Origin of the sequence: Novosphingobium olei (assembly GCF_037076535.1) — a bacterium.
GTDB classification, from domain to species: Bacteria; Pseudomonadota; Alphaproteobacteria; order Sphingomonadales; family Sphingomonadaceae; genus Novosphingobium; species Novosphingobium olei.
Window position 1 is genome coordinate 81256 of the sequence record NZ_AP029021.1, and the last position, 18681, is coordinate 99936.

Sequence of the window (18681 nt, forward strand, 5' to 3'; positions counted from 1 at the left end):
CGGGAACATGGGGTCGTTCGGCTCAAGCCAGGCGGCGCCGATATCCTCTTGCGCGATGCCTTGCACGAAGCAGGTCGCGGCAAAGGCGTTGCCGCAGATGTCGATGTCGACATTGCCGGTGCCGAATGCGTCTTCGAACAGCTTGCGCACAGAATGGCCGGTAAACAGCCAGTACCATTGCCAGTCGGCGTGATCGACCGGCGAGATCGCCGGGACTGTTGCCAGGATCGTGCCGCCGGGCTTGAGGGCGCGGTGGATCTGCGCAAGGGCTGAGCGCAGGTCGAAGACGTACTGCAGCGTCTGGGTGATCACCATGCAGTCGAATGCGTTGTCGGGCAGGACCCCGGGCGTGCCCAGGTCACCCACCAGCGTCGCTTCGGGCGAGGGGGCCGCGTTCAGCACGTCCTGTTGCGTCACGCCCGTTCCGAAGCGGCGGCAGTACTTGGGATCCGCCACTTCGAGCGCGCGGCCCCGGATTTCGGCGGCGTGGCGCTGGAGAAAGCGTTCGATGTAGAAGCGATCCACCGGGGTGCCGCGGCTGAAGCCGTAACCCTGGCTGACGGGACGGACACGGGCGAGATCGCCGAAATCGATACGGCCGGTGTCTGCCAGAAGCGCACGATGGCGGATGGCACGCAGGCGAGCGGCGAGCGAGCGCGGAAGGCACCGGACGGCAAGCTGTCGCAGCGCGGCCATCGACGTGGTCAGCGGGGCTTGCGACATCATTCGTCTCCGCTGGCGCCACCGGGAATTCGACGGAGCCCTCTGCTTGGCCCAGACGATGTTGGCGAAGGCGCCCAGTTGCGAGCGCATGCCTTCGTTCCAGGCGCGCCGGGCTTCCACTTCTGCCGCATCCGGCTTGTGCCGTTCAAGAACTTTGCGGTTCCATCCCAGCATTTCGACGGCATCGAGCGACATGTTCGCACCATGCATCCGGTAAAGCGCAACGATGCCGCGATGGCAGGCAATGCGCTGCGTTCGGCTCAACCGCAGGTAGAGCTCGTAGTCCTCGCAGCGCCGAAGGCCAGGATCAAAGCCGCCGGCCGCTCGCAAAAGGGCGGCGTCATAGAGCACGGTCGCATGCATGCCGATCTGATTGCCGCGTAAAAGCGCGTGCCGGCTGAGGGGGCCAAGCCGGGGAAAGACTTCGTCACCTTGCGGTTCGAGTGCCGCATTGGCGAAACGGAAGCCTCCGCAGACCATCGCCGCGCCGGGATTCGCCAGGTGGCAGGCCACGCCATCGGCAAGGGCATTTTCCAAGAGGACGTCATCGGCATCGAGAAAGACGATGAACCGGGAGCGGGCAGCTTCGAGGCCGACGTTGCGTGCCGCTGCAAGCCCTTGGTTGGCGGTGCGCAGCAGCCTGGCAGATGGATATCGCGCAACGACTGATGCCGGGTCGTCCGAAGAGCCATCATCGACGACGATGATCTCCGCAGGAAGCATGGTCTGCGCCATCGCGCTGTCGAGCGCGTCGGGCAGAAAATGGGCGTGATTATAAGTAGTAATCACGAGTGAGACGGAGAGGCTTTCGACGGGACTGACCTGCCTCATGATGAAGGATCCATGTCGCCTCGTCGCATCGCGGAAGCGTTATAGGCATGGCAACCTCTTCGCAATTGCGAAAGCACGTGTAAGCGTGCAACACGGTGAGACTTGGGTCCAAACTTTAACTAGTATTGATCTTTATGTTATCTTTAGATCGGACATAAACATTGTCTTTAGATAGCATCAGCGCGGAGATGGAAACCGCATCGGCGCGATCCCATGATTTGCTGAGGCAGCGCGGTCTTATGCGCATCCTGCGTCCGTATTGGCGCTATGTACTGTTGAGTAGCGCTGAGAATTGACCCGGGAGGGCCAGAAATTATCACTGAGAATTGACCCATGCTTTCCTCGCCTCCGGCTGACAGTCGGGAGGCATCGGAGTGATCGACATGGACCTACTCAGTGTGATCCGCCGCTGGCACTTTCGGCAAGGCATATCCATTCGCGAGATCAAGCGGCGAACGGGGTTATCGCGCAACACGATCCGCAAATATCTTCGCGCCGAGGCGGTGGAGCCGGTATTCAGGGTTCCTGATAGACCGAGCAAGCTGGACCCCTTTGCTGAGAAGTTGACGGGGTGGCTGCGGGTGGAGGCTGGCAAGTCGCGCAAACAGAAGCGGACGGCCAAGCAGCTTTACGCCGATCTCGTCGCACTCGGCTTTGACGGCTCATATGCTCGAGTGGCGGCGTTTGCGCGGGAATGGAAGCGTGGGCGCCAATATGAGCAACAGACCAGCGGACGCGGGACATTCGTGCCGCTGGTATTTCAGCCCGGTGAGGCCTTCCAGTTCGACTGGAGCGAGGACTATGCGGTTCTGGGTGGCAAGCAGGTCAAGCTGCAAGTGGCTCATACCAAGCTGTCGCATAGCCGAGCGTACATCGTTCGGGCTTATCTGCTGCAGACCCACGAGATGTTGTTCGATGCGCTGACGCAGGCGTTCCGAGTTTTGGGTGGCGTGCCGCAGCGCGGGATCTTCGACAACATGAAAACCGCAGTCGACAAGATTGGCCGCGGCAAGGCCCGACAGGTGAACGCACGCTTTGCCGCGCTTGCCAGCCACTATCTGTTCGAGACGGATTTCTGCAATCCAGCCTCAGGCTGGGAGAAGGGGCAGGTCGAGAAGAACGTCCAGGACGCTCGCCACCGCTTGTGGCAGCCAATGCCTCACTTCCCGGATCTCGCAACACTCAATGTCTGGCTTGAAGAGCAATGCATCGCACAGTGGGCCAACATCCATCACGGCGGCCTGCCCGGCACCATCGCAGATGTACACGCCGAGGAGGTGGCCAGCCTGATGCCCATGGGGCGACCCTTTGATGGCTTCGTCGAGCAAACCAAGCGTGTGTCACCCACTTGCCTGATTGCCTTCGAACGCAATCGTTACAGCGTGCCAGCCTCCTTCGCCAATCGGCCCGTCAGTCTGCGTGTGTACCCCGAACGGCTCGTCATTGTCGCGGAAGGGCAGGTCCTGTGTGAACACGAGCGGATCATTGATCGGTCCCATCATAGGTCCGGGCGTACGATCTATGACTGGCGGCACTATCTGGCCGTTGTTCAGCGCAAGCCGGGGGCCTTGCGCAATGGCGCCCCATTCCTGGAGATGCCCGAAGCCTTCCGGCAACTACAGGTAAGGCTGCTCAAGCGGCCTGGCGGAGACAAGGAAATGGTCGAGATCCTGTCCCTTGTCCTGCACCATGACGAACAGGCTGTCCTGCGCGCTGTTGAACTTGCCCTCGAGGACGGGGTCGCAACCAAAACCCATGTTCTCAATATCCTGCATCGCCTGATCGATGGGAAGGCACCACCGGCTCCCCCGATCGATGCTCCACAAGCCTTGCGCCTCGGCAAGGAGCCCAAAGCCGATGTTGGCCGCTACGACACGCTGAGGGAGTTGCGCCATGCGTCATGATCCTGCCAGCGCTGCTGTGGTCGTAATGCTCCGCGGCCTCAAGATGTATGGCATGGCCCAAGCCGTTAGCGACCTGATCGAGCAAGGGGCCCCGGCGTTCGAGGCGACCGTGCCGACACTGTCCCAGTTGCTCAAGGCAGAAATGGCCGAGCGCGAGGTCCGCTCGATCGCCTATCAGATCAAGGCTGCTCGCTTCCCGGCATACAAGGACCTGGCCGGATTCGATTTTGCCGCCAGCGAGGTCAATGAGGCATTGGTACGTCAGCTCCACCGCGGCGACTTCATGGACAGTGCCGACAATGTTGTGCTGATTGGCGGCCCTGGCACCGGCAAGAGCCACATGGCCACCGCTCTTGGCGTCCAGGCCGTCGAGCACCATCGCAGGAAAGTGCGCTTCTTTGCCACTGTCGATCTGGTCAATGCGCTTGAACAGGAAAAGGCGGCCAACAGGGCTGGCCAGATTGCCGAGCGGCTGCTCAAGCTCGATCTCATCATCCTGGATGAACTGGGATATCTGCCGTTCAGCCCGTCAGGCGGCGCCCTGCTATTCCATCTGCTCAGCAAACTCTACGAGCGCACCAGCGTCGTGATCACAACCAACCTCAGCTTCAGCGAATGGTCTGGCGTCTTCGGCGATGCCAAGATGACCACAGCTTTGCTCGATCGCCTCACCCATCATTGCCACATCCTCGAGACAGGCAATGACAGCTTCCGCTTCAGGGCCAGCTCCGCCGCACCCAAATCCAGAAAGGGATAAACCCGACTCTTGACCGTGCCCCTCTTGGGCAGCACATAACCCACACCCACCCGGGTCAATTCTCAGTGATAATCCCGGGTCAATCCTCAGCGCTACTCAACAGTCGACACCACCAGAAGGTATGCGATGCCCGGATTGATGCCCTTTCTACTGGCAGTAACTGTTTTCGTGGCAGTGGGATCCGTCAGCGGTCTGCTGAACGGTCAGCAGCCAAGCGACTTGGGCAGGATTGCGCTGCCTGCCGTGCTCTATATGGCGACGGCCTACGCGACGACCCGCGTGGTGATGACCTGCGACCCGGCAGCGCTGCGACGGCTGCTGGCAGTTGCCGCGCTCGCGTACGTGATCTCGGGTTTCGTGGTTCAGCGATTGGTCAATGGCCCGATCGATTTCGAGACTGTCCGTTTCCAGATCCTGGGCGGGGCGACAATTCCGGCTATCGGCTATCTCGAATGCATGGCGCTCTTCGGGCTCACCTTGACCGAGATCGGCGCAATGGGCTCGGCATTCGTCCTGCTCTTTCTGTCGATCACGCGCACATATCTTATGTCGGCAGCAGTGCAGCTGGCGCCGCTCGCAGCCGGCGCGAATCGTCTGATTGGCCCGCGCCTGATTGCGGCAATCGTCGTTGTCAGCATCTTTGGCGTAGGCTTCCTTGTCTACGGCGGCGAGGGCGTCACGCGCTGGACAGATCGCCTCTATACCCAGCGCACCAGCAGCGGCGAGGATTACACGCTCTACACCCGCCAGTCCGAGTGGGATTTCATGATCAAGCACTTCGAGGAAACGACCCAGACGTTGGTTTCCGGGAATGGCTTTGCCGCCGTGACGACCTATTACTACCCGCGCGAGGTAGGCGGCGGTTCGGAAAACTCGATCGGCTTCGGGCACAGCCAGCACCTCAGTCTGCTGTTCATTGCCGGGATTGCAGGCGGCGGTACGCTGCTGGCAGTTCAATTCTGGCAATTCTTCAACGCCGTCATGCTTTTGATCCGGCTCGCGAGAAGCAAGTTCGACGGGTCGGACCTGCTGTTCCTGGCGGCGTGGGGCAGCTCGATCATCATCGGATGCATCGTCGCAAACTTCTTCTCTTCGATTTTCAACAGCCGGGGCTGGTCGCTCTGGTACGGGGTGGGAACCGGACTGTTCATCGGCGCGCGCGCCCGATATCTGCGCGAGCTCGGTATGGGATTGGTCCACGTCGTCAGCACGCCGGGGCCGGTCGAGCCCGCGCGTGGCGAGTCGAGGCCAAACGTGCCACCTGCGGTTGCGCGGCGGCGTGCCTCGCTTGCGCAGTTGCAGCATTCGCCCAATCGATGAACGTTCCGCTCAAGGGCATGCGGATCGGGCTGCTCACCCCCTGGGCATCACGTGCAGGTGGCGGAGTGTTCGAGGCTGTCGTCCGTCAGGCTGACATGATCCAGGGGCTCGGCGGGGAAGCGCGCGTGTTCGCGCTCGACGATCGCCATGTGGCCGAGGACAGTTCCCGCTTTTCGCCGGGAAGGCTGTCGCTCAGTCCGACGGTCGGGCCCGGCGTCGTGGGCTTTGCACCGGATCTCGCGCAGAGCATGATCGATGCGAACCTAGACCTGCTGCACCTTCACGGTATCTGGATGTACCCATCCTCGGCGGGCGCGCGTTGGGCCAAGACGACCGGCAAACCGTACCTGATCTCGCCCCACGGCATGCTCGATCCCTGGATCACAGGGCGCGGGCGCTGGAAAAAGGCGCTGGCGCGGCTGGGCTACGAGCGTCGAAGCTGGCGTGCGGCGACGGCCTTTCATGCGCTGACGGCGCGCGAAGCCAGTGACATCGAGCGCGAAACCGCAAGCCGGCGGTCACTCGTCATTCCCAATGCGGGCCCTGTTCCGACGGCGCTGTCGCAGGGGTGTTCCGCGCCGCAGGTGACCTATATCGGGCGCATCCATTCCAAGAAGAACCTGCTTCCGCTGGTCGAAGCCTGGCGCAACCTTCCCAAGCAGGCCGATGCGCGCCTGACCCTGGCGGGTTGGGGCGATGCCGCGGATGTCGCGGCGCTGAAGGCCGCGATTGCGACAGACCCGACCATTTCCTTTATCGGCTCCATATTCGGCGCGGAAAAGGACGCGCTGGTGGCGCGCTCGCGATTTGTCGTGCTGCCATCGCTGAGCGAAGGCCTGCCGATGGCGATTCTCGAGGCCTGGGCCGCCGGCGTCCCGACCGTCATGACCGATGAGTGCAACCTGCCCGAAGGCTTTGCCGCGGGCGCTGCCCTGCCGTGCGGATACGATGCCGCCGGCATCGCCAGTACGCTGTCGCAGGCGCTTTCGCTTGACGAAGGGGCATGGCACGCAATGTCCGAAGCGGCGAGCGGGTTGGCCCGCAGCCATTTCTCGGCCGAGACCGTCGCCCAGCGCTGGGCAGACGCCTATCGCAGTCTCAGCGGCATCGCCTGACGCACCCGTGCGGGCGCTCTGGCCGAACCGTTAGTCCCCGAGCAAGCGGCGCATGATCGCGCGGACGTCGTCGGCCATGTCCGGGCGTTCGAGCGCCAGCGCTATGGTTGCCTCGACGAAGCCGGTCTTGCTGCCACAATCGAAACGGCGCCCGGCGAACGTCACCGCGTGGAACGGCTGCTCGCCGATCATCTTCGCCATCGCGTCGGTCAGCTGGATTTCGCCGCCGGCGCCCTTGCCCTGGCTTTCGAGCGTGCGCATCACTTCGGGCTGGAGAATGTAGCGGCCCGAGATGATCAGGTTCGACGGCGCATCCTCGCGCTTGGGCTTTTCCACCAGAGCGGTAACTTCGGTCAGCGTGTCCGACTTGCGCGCGCCCGGTGCGATCACCCCGTAGCTCGAAACTTCCTCTTCCGGCACCTCGAGCACCGAGATCAGGTTGCCGCCGACCTCGTTGTAGGCGTCGACCATCTGCTTCATGCAACCGGGGCTGCCGACCATCATCTCGTCGGGCAGGAAGATCGCAAAAGGCTCGTCACCCACCACCGCGCGGGCGCACCACACCGCGTGGCCAAGTCCCATCGGCACCTGCTGGCGCACGGTGACCAGGTTGCCGGGCTGGATGCGGGTGGGGTCGAGCACGGACAAGTCCTTGTTCCGGCCCGACATCGTGCTTTCCAGCTCGTAGGCGGTGTCGAAGTGTTCGACGATCGCGGTTTTGCCACGCCCGGTCACGAAGATCAGTTGCTCGATCCCCGCCTCCCTGGCTTCATCGACCGCGTACTGGATCAGCGGTCGATCGATGATCGGCAGCATCTCCTTCGGGATGGCCTTGGTGGCGGGCAGGAACCGGGTGCCCAGGCCCGCAACGGGGAAGACGGCCTTGCGGATTGGTTTGCGGGTGGTCGCGCTCGTCATGCCGGCTTCAATTCCCTGTTTATGTTGCAGTGCAGTTAAGACGGTCCGTTTCGGACAGGCAAGTCCGCTTTTCCATTCACAGCGCCAAGCGCATCGCCTTTTGCGCGATTGCGGCAAACTCGCTAAGGGGCTGCGATGGACAAGATCATCATTCGCGGCGGCAAGCGCCTTTCCGGAACTGTTCCCGTCTCTGGTGCCAAGAACGCGGCGCTGACCCTGCTGCCCTGTGCCCTTCTGACCGACGAGCCGGTCACTTTGCGCAACTTGCCCCGGCTGGCCGACATCGATGGTTTCCAGCACCTGATGAACCAGTTCGGCATCTCGACCTCGATTGCCGGCGCGCGGCCCGAAGACTTCGGCCGGGTCATGACGCTGCAGGCCACGCGCCTCACCTCGACGGTCGCGCCCTACGATCTGGTTCGCAAGATGCGCGCGTCGATCCTCGTGCTCGGCCCGCTCCTCGCACGCGCGGGCGAAGCGACCGTGTCGCTGCCCGGCGGATGCGCCATCGGCAACCGCCCGATCGATCTCCACCTCAAGGCGCTCGAAGCGTTCGGCGCGAAGATCGAACTTGCCGCCGGTTACGTCCGCGCGGTCGCGCCCGATGGCGGCCTTCCCGGCGGGCGCTACAGCTTCCCGGTGGTCTCGGTCGGCGCGACCGAGAACGCGCTGATGGCGGCCGTGCTCGCCAACGGCACCAGCACGCTCCACAACGCCGCGCGCGAGCCCGAGATCGTTGACTTGTGCAACCTGCTTGTCGCCATGGGTGCCCAGATCGAAGGCATCGGCACTTCGGACATCACCATCCACGGGGTCAATCGCCTGCACGGCGCGACCTACATGGTCATGCCCGATCGCATCGAGGCCGGCTCCTATGCCTGCGCCGCGGCGATCACCGGCGGCGAAGTGACCCTCGCCGGCGCCCGCGCCAGCGAGATGGAAGCCACGATCCAGGCGCTGCGCGATGCCGGCGTGCATGTCGAGGAAACCAAGGCCGGCCTCCACGTGGCCGCCGATGGCGAACTGCGGCCCGTTACGCTCTCGACCGCGCCCTATCCGGGCTTTGCGACCGACATGCAGGCCCAGCTCATGGCGATGCTCTGCCTTGCCAAGGGCTCGAGCGTCCTGACCGAGACGATCTTCGAAAACCGCTACATGCACGTGCCCGAACTGAACCGCATGGGCGCGCGGATCGAAACCAAGGGCCGCACCGCCATCGTTCATGGCGTGGATCGGATGCACGGCGCCGAAGTCATGGCGACCGACCTGCGCGCGTCGATGAGCCTGGTCATCGCCGGCCTTGCTGCAGAGGGTGAAACGCAGGTCCACCGCCTTTACCACCTCGACCGTGGCTATGAACGGCTGGAGGAGAAGTTTGCCCTGCTCGGCGCCGATGTCGAGCGCGTCGGCGGGGACTGAGGCTCAGGCGATCGTCAGGCGCACGTGCACGCGTGCGCCCACGGTCGCGCCCTCCGACAGCTGCACCGCGCGCTTGATCGGCACCAGGTATCCACCATCGCGCGGCATCAGGGATGTCGTGAACTGCGTCGTCCCGATTGTTGCCGCCACTGGAACGCAGCCCCAGCCATAGCTTGCGCTGCGCGCGGCGTGGGCTACTTCGCCGACGCATTCGGGCGGGATGGGCGCAAACACATACGGGGCGGGGCCGCGCCACGCGATCAGCACCGCCGTGAACGTCAGCTCGGCAAGCGGCGCGCCGTCATTCGGCATGCGCCGCACCCTGCAGCCGCGCCACCAGCCACAGCCGCACCGCGCTGGCGAGGCCGGGGGGCGTATCCGCTTGAATTCGTTCGACGTCGATCCGCGCGACCAGTGCGTTGATCGGCACGCTCTCGTCCTCTGCCGCGCTGCGCAGCATGTCCCAGAACAGCGGCTCGAGGCTGATCGAGGTCTTGTGCCCCGCGATCTCGACCGAGCGCTTGACCGGAGGGTGATAGGGCGAGCTCATCGGGGCAGGGTACGAGAAATTCGGGGTGGCCCGCAAGTTGGGCCGATCGTACATCCGGGGGCATGACCGGCAACCATCTTGCATTGAGCGAAAAGGAAAAGGAGACGCTGCGGCTGCTGTTGGCCGGCCACGATGCCAAGTCGATGGCGCGCCATTTCGGCCTGTCGGTCCACACCGTCAACGAACGCCTGCGCGAAGCGCGCCGCAAGCTCGCCGTGTCGAGCAGTCGCGAAGCGGCGCGCCTGCTGCACGAGATCGAAGGACAGACCCCCCAATCGCTTGGGGACAAGGCTTTGCGGGATGCGGCCGTGCAGGATCAGGAGCAACCGTTTGATCTACCAGCCCAACAGAGCGGCCATCGGGGCCGGCCTGGCTGGATTGCAGGAGGCATTGCCATGTTATTGAGCCTGACCCTTGCCGCAGCTCTTGCGGCCGCCGGCGGTGCCGGTCCGGTCGCGCCGTCGTCGGTGCCCGCGGCTGATGCAGCGCCGCTTACCGTCGCCGAAACCGAAGCCGTCGCCGCCGCGCGCCAGTGGCTCGAACTGGTCGATGCGCGCGACTGGAAGGCAAGCTACGATCTCACCACGCGGGCCTTCCGCACCAGCAACACGCTCGACGGCTGGACGCAGGCCGCGCTTGGCGTCCACGGCAAGTTCGGCCCGGCCAGCAGCCGCGTGCTGCTCTCGGCAGAGGAAACGCCGGCGCCGCCCGATGGCAATGTGGTGGTGAAGTTCCGCGCCCGTTACGCCAACAAGCCCGAAGGCTCCGAACTGCTGACGCTGGTGCATGAGGATGGAGTCTGGAAAGTATCGGGGATCTACATCGCCTGATCCGAAAGGCAGGTCCGCCGCAATGTTTGGGGCGGACCTGTCTGTCGTCCCGGTGGCGGATCAGTACATGTGCTGGCCGCCGTTGATGCTCATGGTCGAACCCGTCACGAAGCCACCTTCCTCCGATGTCAGGAACGACACGCCGCGCGCGATCTCGCTCGCCTGGCCCAGGCGGCCGCAGGGGATCTTGGCGACGATCTTCTCGAGCACCGGGGGCGGAACGGCGGCGACCATGTCGGTGTCGATATAGCCCGGCGCGATGGCGTTGACAGTGACGCCGAACTTGGCGCCTTCCTGCGCCAGCGCCTTGGTGAAGCCGTGGATGCCGGACTTTGCTGCGGCGTAGTTGACCTGGCCATACTGGCCTGCCTGCCCGTTGATCGAACCGATGTTGACGATGCGTCCCCAGCCGCGCTCGCGCATGCCGGGGAAAGTCGCCTTTGCCATGTTGAAGCAGCCGCCAAGGTTGATGCGCATCACTTCGTTCCAGTCATCGAAGCTCATCTTGTGCAGCACGCCGTCGCGGGTGATGCCGGCGTTGTTCACCACGATGTCGATCGGGCCGACTTCGGCGGCAACGCGCGCGCAGCCTTCCAGCGTCGCTTCATGGTCGCCCACGTCCCACTTGTAGGTCTTGATCCCGGTGGCTTCGGTGAAGGCGCGCGCCTTTTCCTCGTTGCCGGCGTAGTTGGCCACCACGGTGCGGCCTTCGGCCTGCAGGGCTAGGCTGATCGCCTCGCCGATACCGCGTGTCCCGCCCGTAACGATTGCTACTCTTGTCATCCAGATACTCCCGCCGTCGCCCTCTCGCGGTTAGGGTAGAAGCATGACTGTCCTGCGACAAGTGTTAGGTGCCGGGTATCCGCCCCGATTGACGCTGCGCTGCAGCATGGTCTAGCCTTCGGAATTGCGGTCTGCAGGATCGCGGGGAGTGACATGGATCAGCCGCCAGGCCGCCGCGCGGCAGACTTGTTCGAAGACCTGCTCCCATCCTGCGGCGCGACGGATCAACCCGGTGTCGTCGTGCTGGACGAATGGCACGTCTGGTCGCTTCACCCGACGACCGAGGACCAGCTGCGCATCGAACGCTACCTCGATGGCTTTCCCATGCGCGGTAAACGCATCCTCCACGTAGGCGCGGGCAATTCGCTTCTGGCCAAGCGCTTCTGCGCGCGCGGCGCCGAAGTCGTCGGCACCACCATCACCCGCGAAGAAGTGACCCATGGCCGCAGCCTTGCGATACCGCGCTACGACGTCCGGCTGCACAACAAGTACCTGGGGGCAGACGGCCTGGAATGGGGGCAGTTCGACTTCATCGTCGACAATAACCCGACCACATTCGCCTGCTGCCTCGATCACTACATGGCGATGCTTCGGTTCTATGCCGATGTGCTCAAGCCCGATGGGCAGTGGCTGGTCGACCGGGTCGGGCTCGGCTGGGTCGCATCCGACGACATGTCGCCCCGCTGGCGCTTCTCGCTCGACGATCTGGCCCGCTCCGCCGCGCTGGTCGGGCTGCAGGCAGCGGCGATGACGGATGATGTGATCGCGGTTTCGGCAAAGCCACCGCGCAAGCCAAGCGCTGCAAGGCGAATCGCGATGCGGCTGCTCGATAAATTGCGGCGGTGAGATTCGGTGCCGCCGCGCCATGCGTGGCGGCGTCGGATCAGAAGCGGAACTGGGTTCCGACGTAGACGGCCTGGTTGTCCTGCTTGCCGTCGGTCAGCGGGCGCAGGCGGTCACGCTCGGACGAATAGCGGATGCCCGCGATCGCGTTGAAGTTGCGCGTCAAGCGATAGCTGCCACCCAGGTCGAGCTGGTAGTCGCCCTGCGTTTCCAGCGTGCGTGGCGCGCGGCCGGTGCGTTCCTTCTCGTCGATCTGGATGCGCGGCGCGAGGCGACCGGGATTGACCGCAGTGGTCGAGCCGGCCGGCGTGAAGCTGCGCAGATCGGGAATGTCGAGGCGCTGGATCTCGCGCGGCAGCACCGTGCCGCTGCCCGCCGCAAAGCTCTGGTACCCGCGCGCCGCGCCAAGGTTGTAGACCGTGGGCGCAATGCGCACGGCGGCAAAGCCGGGTACGGTTGCCGAAGCGGGCAGAGTGCCGCGGACCGAGATCGCACGGGCATCCGCGCCATCGATGCGGATCGCGACGGTCACCGCGCGGTTCGGACGGGTTTCCGATCCGGCGGGGGTGAAGCGGAACAGCTTGCCATGCGTGGGCAGGCCGAACTGCGCGGCAAGCCGTGGATCGACCGAGGCCGGCGTGAACGAACCGAGGCCACCACGGGCCGCCAGGCTGACAGGCGTCGAGTCGATCTTGCTGACCAGCGTGCTGCCGACGGCCGGAACGGCGAAGAGCGCGACCGCGAAAAGACCCGCGCCGATCAGGGGCGCACGAAGAAAGCGGTGCTTTTCAGCCCCTTTCACTCGCTTGTCCGCCTGCTTGCGCATCTGTCTTACCTTGGCCCTCATTCGCCCGGTGTTTTCCGATCGACTCGTCTAAGCGAGATGGTCGGGACGCCGGTTCGTTCCTCGACATAAGCAAATGGTGGTTACATTTCCAGTACGCCCAAGCACGGGAATGTCCTCATCCCGTCGCTTGCTGCCAACCTGTGGCTGAATCTCCACAGCAGCGTCAGCGCGCGCGGCGCATCGCCCGCTCCATCCGCGCGCTGGCCGTCATGTGCGGCAGCAGCCGTCGCGCAATGGCCCGCGCCATGGCCTTGACGCGGAAGTAGCGCGCCAGCATCGGGTTGTTCTCCTCCGCGATCCGCCCGCTGATCAGCGCGATCCGTTCGGGCGGCGTGCCGCGCGCCAGGATCGATGCCGCGGCGATCGTCGCGAAGTGGGCGTTGTCCTGCCCCACCACGCCGCCGCAGATCGACAGCAGGTGGATGTTCTTGAACGCCACCAGCGTCTCCTGCTCGACCAGTTCGGGCTGCTCCATCAGCATCTTGTGGTTGGCGTTGTTGAACCGCTGCTCCTGCGTGTCGAAGATCAGCTCGACACCGGCCGGGCAGACGATCTCCTGCGGCGCATTGGGGCTGTCGCTTGCCAGGAAAAGCTTGGCGAAAGGCCAGGCGGCATGGATCTCGGCGATGCGTGCATTGATCACCGCCGCCGGTACGAACGCGGTCTCGACCGCCTTGTCGCCGCGCCGGAAATGCACGCCCAGCGTATCGCCATCGACCCCCAGCCGCACACGCTGCGCCTCGTTCCAGGCCACCACCTTGGGGGCAACCTTCATCCAGTTGAATGCCAGTCCTTCGAGCAGGATGCGGCTGGGGATGCTGGTGCCAAGCCGTGCGGAAGCCTTTTGCAGCAAGGTGGCGGTGAATTCCGCGCCATGCACCGACATCAGCTTGGGATCGTGCACCACGATCCTGTCCGGCTGGTCGGCGGCGATCTCGACGATCGGCGCGGCATCGAGCCCCGTCAGGTCGTGCCCTTCATCGTGGAGCGCGGCCAGCGTCTGGCCATAGGGCGGATCGGTCAGCCCGAGGAACACCGCCTTGCGGCCCAGCGCCAGCGCCATCGCCAGCGTCAGCAGCCGTCCGCTCAATTGCCCGCCCAGGCCGCAGGCGACCGGGCGGAACACCAGCAGCCGGTCGCCCGGGCCGAATTGCAGTTCGTCGAGCTTGCGCTCGAACAGGGCGGTCAGTTCGGGAGACGCGTCCATCAGGCTTCCTCGCGCGCAGGCAGGAACGGGGCGATGGCGTCGGCGATCAGCCGCGCGCCACGCGCATTGGGGTGAATGAAATCGAGATAGCAGTCATCGCCCCAGCCGGGCAGCCTGCTCGGCGCGACGAAGCCGGTGCCGGGCCGCACTTGCGCCAGACGACGGAAGAAGGGCTCGCCGTCCACATCCTCGCCCCGCTGCGCATGGGCGACGATCACGATCGGCCCCGCGATCTGCGGCGCGACCTGCGCAAAGCGGGCGAGCGCCGCCTCGCGCATCTCGGGCATGTAGGGACCGGGGCGCGACAGCATGCCCTTCACCGGCCACCAGCGCGGCTGGGTGCGATAGATGTGCCGGCGCGCCAGCCACAATGCCAGCCACAGCGGACGGCGCGTGGGGAACGAGAGCTCGCTTTCGCCTTGGCCCACCGTGTCGAAATCGCCGCTGTTGACCACCCAAACCAGCGCGGCGGCCTGCGCCCAGCCGGGCAGCGCGGTCAGCGCGCCGAGTTCGTTGTCGAGCGCCCAGCCGTGGCAGGCAACCGGGCAGATCGCCTGGCCCGTCTCGCGCTCCAGCACCGCGGCGAGCGTCTCGCTCTGATCCAGGTGCAGCCCGCCTTCGACCACGCTGTCGCCCAGCACCACGACCTTGCCGGCAAGCGTGTCGACATCCACGTCGGTGCGGATGCCGAACCGGCCATAGCGCCAGCGCGCGCGGCGGCGAAAGCGTCCCTGCTGGTCCGATGCCATGCGATAGACCGAACGTTGATCGCGCACGAACAGCGGGAAGCCGCCAATCCCCGTCACCCGCAGGCCGATCTCGACCGCCAGCAGTGCGATCAGGCCCAGGGCGCCTGCCACTGCCAGAAGATCGAGAAGCGTGCGGCCGGTCATGCGAGGCCGAGGAACCCGCGCAGCTTCGTCACGCTTTCCTCGCCCCACTGGCGCGCGCGGCGGGCGGCCAGCACCGGGTCGGTCGGCGCCGGCACGGCATCGCCATCGAAGCTCGCCACCTCGCCGTCATAGGCGACGTAAGCCAGTCCCTCTGCCCGGCACGTGCGTTCGAGCAACGAGCCCTTGCGCACGATTACCGGCAGTCCGAGCTGGATTGCCCGCCCGAACACGCCGGAGGCCTGGTCGTAGTCTAGCGCATAGCAGCACCACACCGCGTCGGCGGCGGCATAAAGGTCGAGCAGTTCGTCGTGGCTGATGTATTCGGACTTCGCCTGTCCCCCTGCGGCCACGAACGGATCGAGGCACGGCGCGACCAGCCGGTCGACCACCCGCCCGCCAAACGCGAAGAGCCAGCGCTCGCGCAAGTCCGCACGCGCCGCGTACAGCTGCGAAAACATGTCGAAGCCCTTGGCCTCGTCCTGGCGCCCCACCGCCACGACCACGCGGCGCTTCGCGGCGGCGGCGCGGATCTCCTGCGCAAAGGCCCCGATCGGCCGGTCGGCATCGACCGCGTCGGGGTAGTGCAGGTCCCAGTACTGCGGATCGTAGATCCAGCCGCTGGCAAAGCGCGCGAATCCGGGCTCCAGCTCGAAAGGCAGGATGGTCAGCGTGGCAACCCCCGGCAAGCGCTTGACCAGTCCCAGCAGCATCCGCTTGACCCGCAGCCGCAGCAGTCCGCCTTGCAGCAGAGGCAGCGGGCGGAACAGGATGCCGGCGGTGCGCCGTCCCATCGCGGCCCGCACCACGCAAAGCAGGATATACGATCCGACCGATGCCTCGATCGCGCCGTCCAGCACCGGCTGGCGTGCCCACAGCGCGCGCCACAGCGACGACGTGCGCGTGCTGCCGATCAGACGCGCCATCAGCGCGTAATATTCGCCCCGGTGCCCGTCGTTTCCGGGATAGTTGTCGTAGATCACCACGGCGGGTGAAACGGCGCGCTCTGACATGTCGCTGCTTTTCGCAGTTGCGGAAGCTACGTCAAGACCCCGCCATGGGATGCGTGCTGCACCGCAAAAAGACGGGCGCCCCGGACATGGTCCGAAGCGCCCGTCATGGCCTGTCGGCCGGCGTCAGCCGACAACGAACGTCAGCGCGCCATCGCCTTCGTCGATCGTCACCGTGCTGCCGTCGGCGATCTCGCCGGCGAGCAGCTTTTCGGCCAGCGGATCCTGCAGGTAGCGCTGCACCGCCCGCTTCAACGGACGCGCACCGTACACCGGATCGTAACCGACGCGTCCCAGCCACCGCTTGGCGGCATCGGTCAGGTCGAGCACGATCTTGCGATCCTTCAGCAGCTTGGCGACGCGCGCCACCTGGATCTCGACGATCGGCGCCATGTGGTCCTGGCCCAGACGGTGGAACAGGATGATCTCGTCCAGCCGGTTCAGGAATTCGGGGCGGAAATGCCCGCGCACCACGTCCATAACCTGCGGCTCGACCGTCTCTACGTCCTGCCCTTCCTCCAGGTTGGCAAGGTACTGGCTGCCAAGGTTGCTGGTCAGGATGATCAGCGTGTTGGTAAAGTCCACCACGCGGCCCTGGCCATCAGTCAGGCGGCCGTCGTCGAGTACCTGCAACAGCACGTTGAACACGTCCTGGTGCGCCTTCTCCACCTCGTCGAACAGCACGACCTGATAAGGCCGGCGCCGCACCGCCTCGGTCAGAACGCCGCCTTCGTCATAGCCGACATAGCCCGGAGGCGCACCGATCAGGCGCGACACGGCGTGCTTTTCCATGAACTCGCTCATGTCGATGCGCACCATCGCGTTGTCGTCGTCGAACAGGAAGCCTGCCAGAGCCTTGGTCAGTTCGGTCTTGCCCACGCCCGTGGGGCCCAGGAACAGGAAGCTGCCCAGTGGCCGGTTCGGGTCCTGAAGGCCGGCGCGCGCACGGCGAACGGCCTTGGACACGGCGATCACCGCGTCCCTCTGCCCGATCACGCGCTGGCCCAGCACTTCTTCCATTTTGAGCAGCTTCTCGCGCTCGCCTTCCATCATCCGGTCGACGGGCACGCCGGTCCACTTGCTGACCACGGCGGCGATGTCCTCGGCGGTCACCTCCTCGCGCAGCATTGCGTTCTGGCTCACGCCCTGGGCCTCGGCCAGCTGGCGCTCCAGCTCGGGAATGCGGCCATAGGCAAGCTCCCCGGCCTTCGCCAGGTCGCCATTGCGCTGCGCCACCTCCAGCTCCACGCGCGCGGCGTCGAGCTGCTCTTTCACCTTGCCTTCGGCGGCGATCTTGTCGCGCTCGTTCTGCCAGCGGGTGGTCAGTTCGGCCGACTGCTGCTCAAGGTTCGCCAGTTCCTCGCGCAGCGCGGTCAGGCGGTCCTTGGATGCGGTGTCGGTCTCCTTGCCCAGCGCCATCTCCTCGATCTTCATCTGGATGATGCGGCGGTCGAGCTTCTCGATCTCCTCGGGCTTGCTTTCCACTTCCATGCGGATGCGGCTGGCTGCCTCGTCCATCAGGTCGATCGCCTTGTCGGGCAGGAAGCGGTCCGAGATATAGCGGTTGGACAGCGTCGCCGCCGCCACGATCGCGCCATCGGCGATGCGCACGCCGTGGTGCAGCTCGTACTTGTCCTTGATCCCGCGCAGGATGCTGATCGTGTCCTCCACGGTCGGCTCGCCCACGAACACCGGCTGGAACCGCCGCTGCAGCGCGGGGTCCTTTTCGACGTACTTCTGGTATTCATCCAGGGTCGTCGCGCCGATGCAGTGCAGTTCGCCACGGGCGAGGGCGGGCTTCAGCAGGTTGCCGGCGTCCATCGCGCCTTCGCCCTTGCCCGCCCCGATCAGGGTGTGCATCTCGTCGATGAACAGGATGATCTCGCCCTCGGCGCCCTTCACCTCGTCGAGCACGGCCTTCAGGCGTTCCTCGAACTCGCCGCGATACTTCGCACCCGCGATCAGCGCGCCCATGTCGAGCGCCATCAGGCGGCGGTCTTTCAGGCTGTCGGGCACGTCGCCGTTGGCGATGCGCAGCGCGAGGCCCTCCGCGATCGCGGTCTTGCCCACGCCGGGTTCACCGATCAGCGCCGGGTTGTTCTTGGTGCGGCGGGCCAGGATCTGCACGGTGCGGCGGATTTCCTCGTCGCGGCCGATCACGGGGTCGAGCTTGCCGTCGCGCGCCGCCTCGGTCAGGTCGCGCGCGTACTTCTTCATCGCCTCATAGGCGTTCTCGGCGCTCGCGCTGTCCGCCGTGCGCCCGCCGCGCAACGCGGTGATCGCTGCCTCCAGCGCCTGCGGGGTGACGTTCGCGGCCTTCAGCGCCTGTCCCGCGGTCGTGGTGGTGGCCAGCGCCAGCGCCACGAGCATGCGTTCGACGGTGACGAAGCTGTCGCCGCTCTTGGTCGCGACCTGTTCGGCCTGGTCCAGCACGCGCACGGCATCGTTGTCGAGCCCCGGCGTTTGTTGCGCGCCCGAGCCGGAGACGGCCGGCATCTTCGCCAGCGCCTTGTCGACCTCGCTCTGCGCGAACGCGGCATTGCCGCCGGCACGGGCGATCAGCCCGCTCGCCATGCCCTCGCCGTCTTCCAGCAGGGCCTTCAGGATATGGTCGGGCGTGATCCGCTGGTGGTTCATGCGGATCGCCACGGTCTGTGCCGCCTGCAGGAAACCCTTGGCGCGGTCGGTAAACTTCTCGAGGTTCATGGGGGTCTTGTCCTCCTGATCCGCCCAG

At 65.3% G+C, this 18681-nt stretch carries 16 protein-coding genes and 1 pseudogene; 7 read left to right on the forward strand and 10 right to left on the reverse strand.

What is annotated here, in order from left to right:
• Nucleotides 1-213 precede the first annotated feature (213 nt).
• A pseudogene (locus tag AACH40_RS00360) lies at nt 214-1554 on the reverse strand (glycosyltransferase); the annotation flags it as partial.
• A gap of 383 nt (nt 1555-1937) precedes the next feature.
• Here AACH40_RS00360 and istA point away from each other — a divergent pair.
• The 4 genes from istA (at nt 1938) to AACH40_RS00380 (ending at nt 6650) form a co-directional block, all read left to right on the forward strand.
• Nucleotides 1938-3458: an IS21 family transposase gene (gene istA / locus AACH40_RS00365; RefSeq protein ID WP_338645891.1), complete on the forward strand. Its 1521-nt coding sequence runs from the start codon at nt 1938-1940 to the stop codon at nt 3456-3458.
• On the forward strand, nt 3448-4215 hold the full coding sequence (gene istB / locus AACH40_RS00370; protein WP_136955033.1) for an IS21-like element helper ATPase IstB: 768 nt from the start codon (nt 3448-3450) through the stop codon (nt 4213-4215). Before istA ends, istB begins: the two co-directional genes overlap by 11 nt.
• Before the next feature lie 126 nt (nt 4216-4341).
• Nucleotides 4342-5535 (forward strand): hypothetical protein, encoded by a 1194-nt coding sequence (locus tag AACH40_RS00375; RefSeq protein WP_338643748.1) that lies wholly within the window; start codon nt 4342-4344, stop codon nt 5533-5535.
• On the forward strand, nt 5532-6650 hold the full coding sequence (locus AACH40_RS00380) for a glycosyltransferase (protein ID WP_338643749.1): 1119 nt from the start codon (nt 5532-5534) through the stop codon (nt 6648-6650). The genes AACH40_RS00375 and AACH40_RS00380 overlap by 4 nt, the downstream gene beginning before the upstream one ends.
• A gap of 30 nt (nt 6651-6680) precedes the next feature.
• On the opposite strand, the gene galU is transcribed toward AACH40_RS00380, so the two are convergent.
• A complete protein-coding gene (gene galU, locus AACH40_RS00385) occupies nt 6681-7568 on the reverse strand; it encodes a UTP--glucose-1-phosphate uridylyltransferase GalU (RefSeq protein ID WP_169494580.1) in 888 nt (295 codons plus the stop codon).
• A 135-nt stretch (nt 7569-7703) separates the two neighbouring features.
• On the opposite strand from galU, the gene murA reads away from it, so the two are divergent.
• Nucleotides 7704-8987 carry a UDP-N-acetylglucosamine 1-carboxyvinyltransferase gene (gene murA / locus AACH40_RS00390; protein ID WP_169494581.1) on the forward strand — a complete coding sequence of 428 codons (1284 nt, stop codon included), beginning with the start codon at nt 7704-7706 and terminating at the stop codon, nt 8985-8987.
• 3 nt (nt 8988-8990) lie between these two features.
• On the opposite strand, the gene AACH40_RS00395 is transcribed toward murA, so the two are convergent.
• A complete protein-coding gene (locus AACH40_RS00395; protein ID WP_338643750.1) occupies nt 8991-9299 on the reverse strand; it encodes a DUF1905 domain-containing protein in 309 nt (102 codons plus the stop codon).
• Nucleotides 9289-9537: a ribbon-helix-helix domain-containing protein gene (locus AACH40_RS00400; RefSeq protein WP_169494583.1), complete on the reverse strand. Its 249-nt coding sequence runs from the start codon at nt 9535-9537 to the stop codon at nt 9289-9291. Before AACH40_RS00400 ends, AACH40_RS00395 begins: the two co-directional genes overlap by 11 nt.
• A gap of 62 nt (nt 9538-9599) precedes the next feature.
• Between AACH40_RS00400 and AACH40_RS00405 the strand changes: the two genes are divergently transcribed.
• A complete protein-coding gene (locus AACH40_RS00405; RefSeq protein WP_338643751.1) occupies nt 9600-10367 on the forward strand; it encodes a helix-turn-helix domain-containing protein in 768 nt (255 codons plus the stop codon).
• Between the two features lie 60 nt (nt 10368-10427).
• Here the strand turns inward: AACH40_RS00405 and phbB are convergent, their stop codons facing one another.
• Nucleotides 10428-11150, reverse strand: a complete 723-nt coding sequence (gene phbB / locus AACH40_RS00410) for an acetoacetyl-CoA reductase (RefSeq protein WP_169494584.1) — start codon at nt 11148-11150, stop codon at nt 10428-10430.
• Between the two features lie 153 nt (nt 11151-11303).
• On the opposite strand from phbB, the gene AACH40_RS00415 reads away from it, so the two are divergent.
• Nucleotides 11304-11996 (forward strand): class I SAM-dependent methyltransferase, encoded by a 693-nt coding sequence (locus tag AACH40_RS00415; protein ID WP_169494585.1) that lies wholly within the window; start codon nt 11304-11306, stop codon nt 11994-11996.
• Nucleotides 11997-12033: 37 nt separating this feature from the next.
• On the opposite strand, the gene AACH40_RS00420 is transcribed toward AACH40_RS00415, so the two are convergent.
• The 5 genes from AACH40_RS00420 to clpB form a co-directional block, all read right to left on the reverse strand.
• Nucleotides 12034-12819, reverse strand: coding sequence for a hypothetical protein (locus AACH40_RS00420; protein ID WP_338643752.1), 786 nt, complete (start codon nt 12817-12819; stop codon nt 12034-12036).
• Between the two features lie 184 nt (nt 12820-13003).
• Nucleotides 13004-14047, reverse strand: coding sequence for a hypothetical protein (locus AACH40_RS00425; RefSeq protein WP_338643753.1), 1044 nt, complete (start codon nt 14045-14047; stop codon nt 13004-13006).
• A complete protein-coding gene (locus tag AACH40_RS00430; protein ID WP_338643754.1) occupies nt 14047-14940 on the reverse strand; it encodes a hypothetical protein in 894 nt (297 codons plus the stop codon). Before AACH40_RS00430 ends, AACH40_RS00425 begins: the two co-directional genes overlap by 1 nt.
• Nucleotides 14937-15950, reverse strand: a complete 1014-nt coding sequence (locus AACH40_RS00435) for a hypothetical protein (protein WP_338643755.1) — start codon at nt 15948-15950, stop codon at nt 14937-14939. The genes AACH40_RS00430 and AACH40_RS00435 overlap by 4 nt, the downstream gene beginning before the upstream one ends.
• Nucleotides 15951-16073: 123 nt before the next feature.
• On the reverse strand, nt 16074-18653 hold the full coding sequence (clpB, locus tag AACH40_RS00440) for an ATP-dependent chaperone ClpB (protein WP_338643756.1): 2580 nt from the start codon (nt 18651-18653) through the stop codon (nt 16074-16076).
• Nucleotides 18654-18681 lie beyond the last annotated feature (28 nt).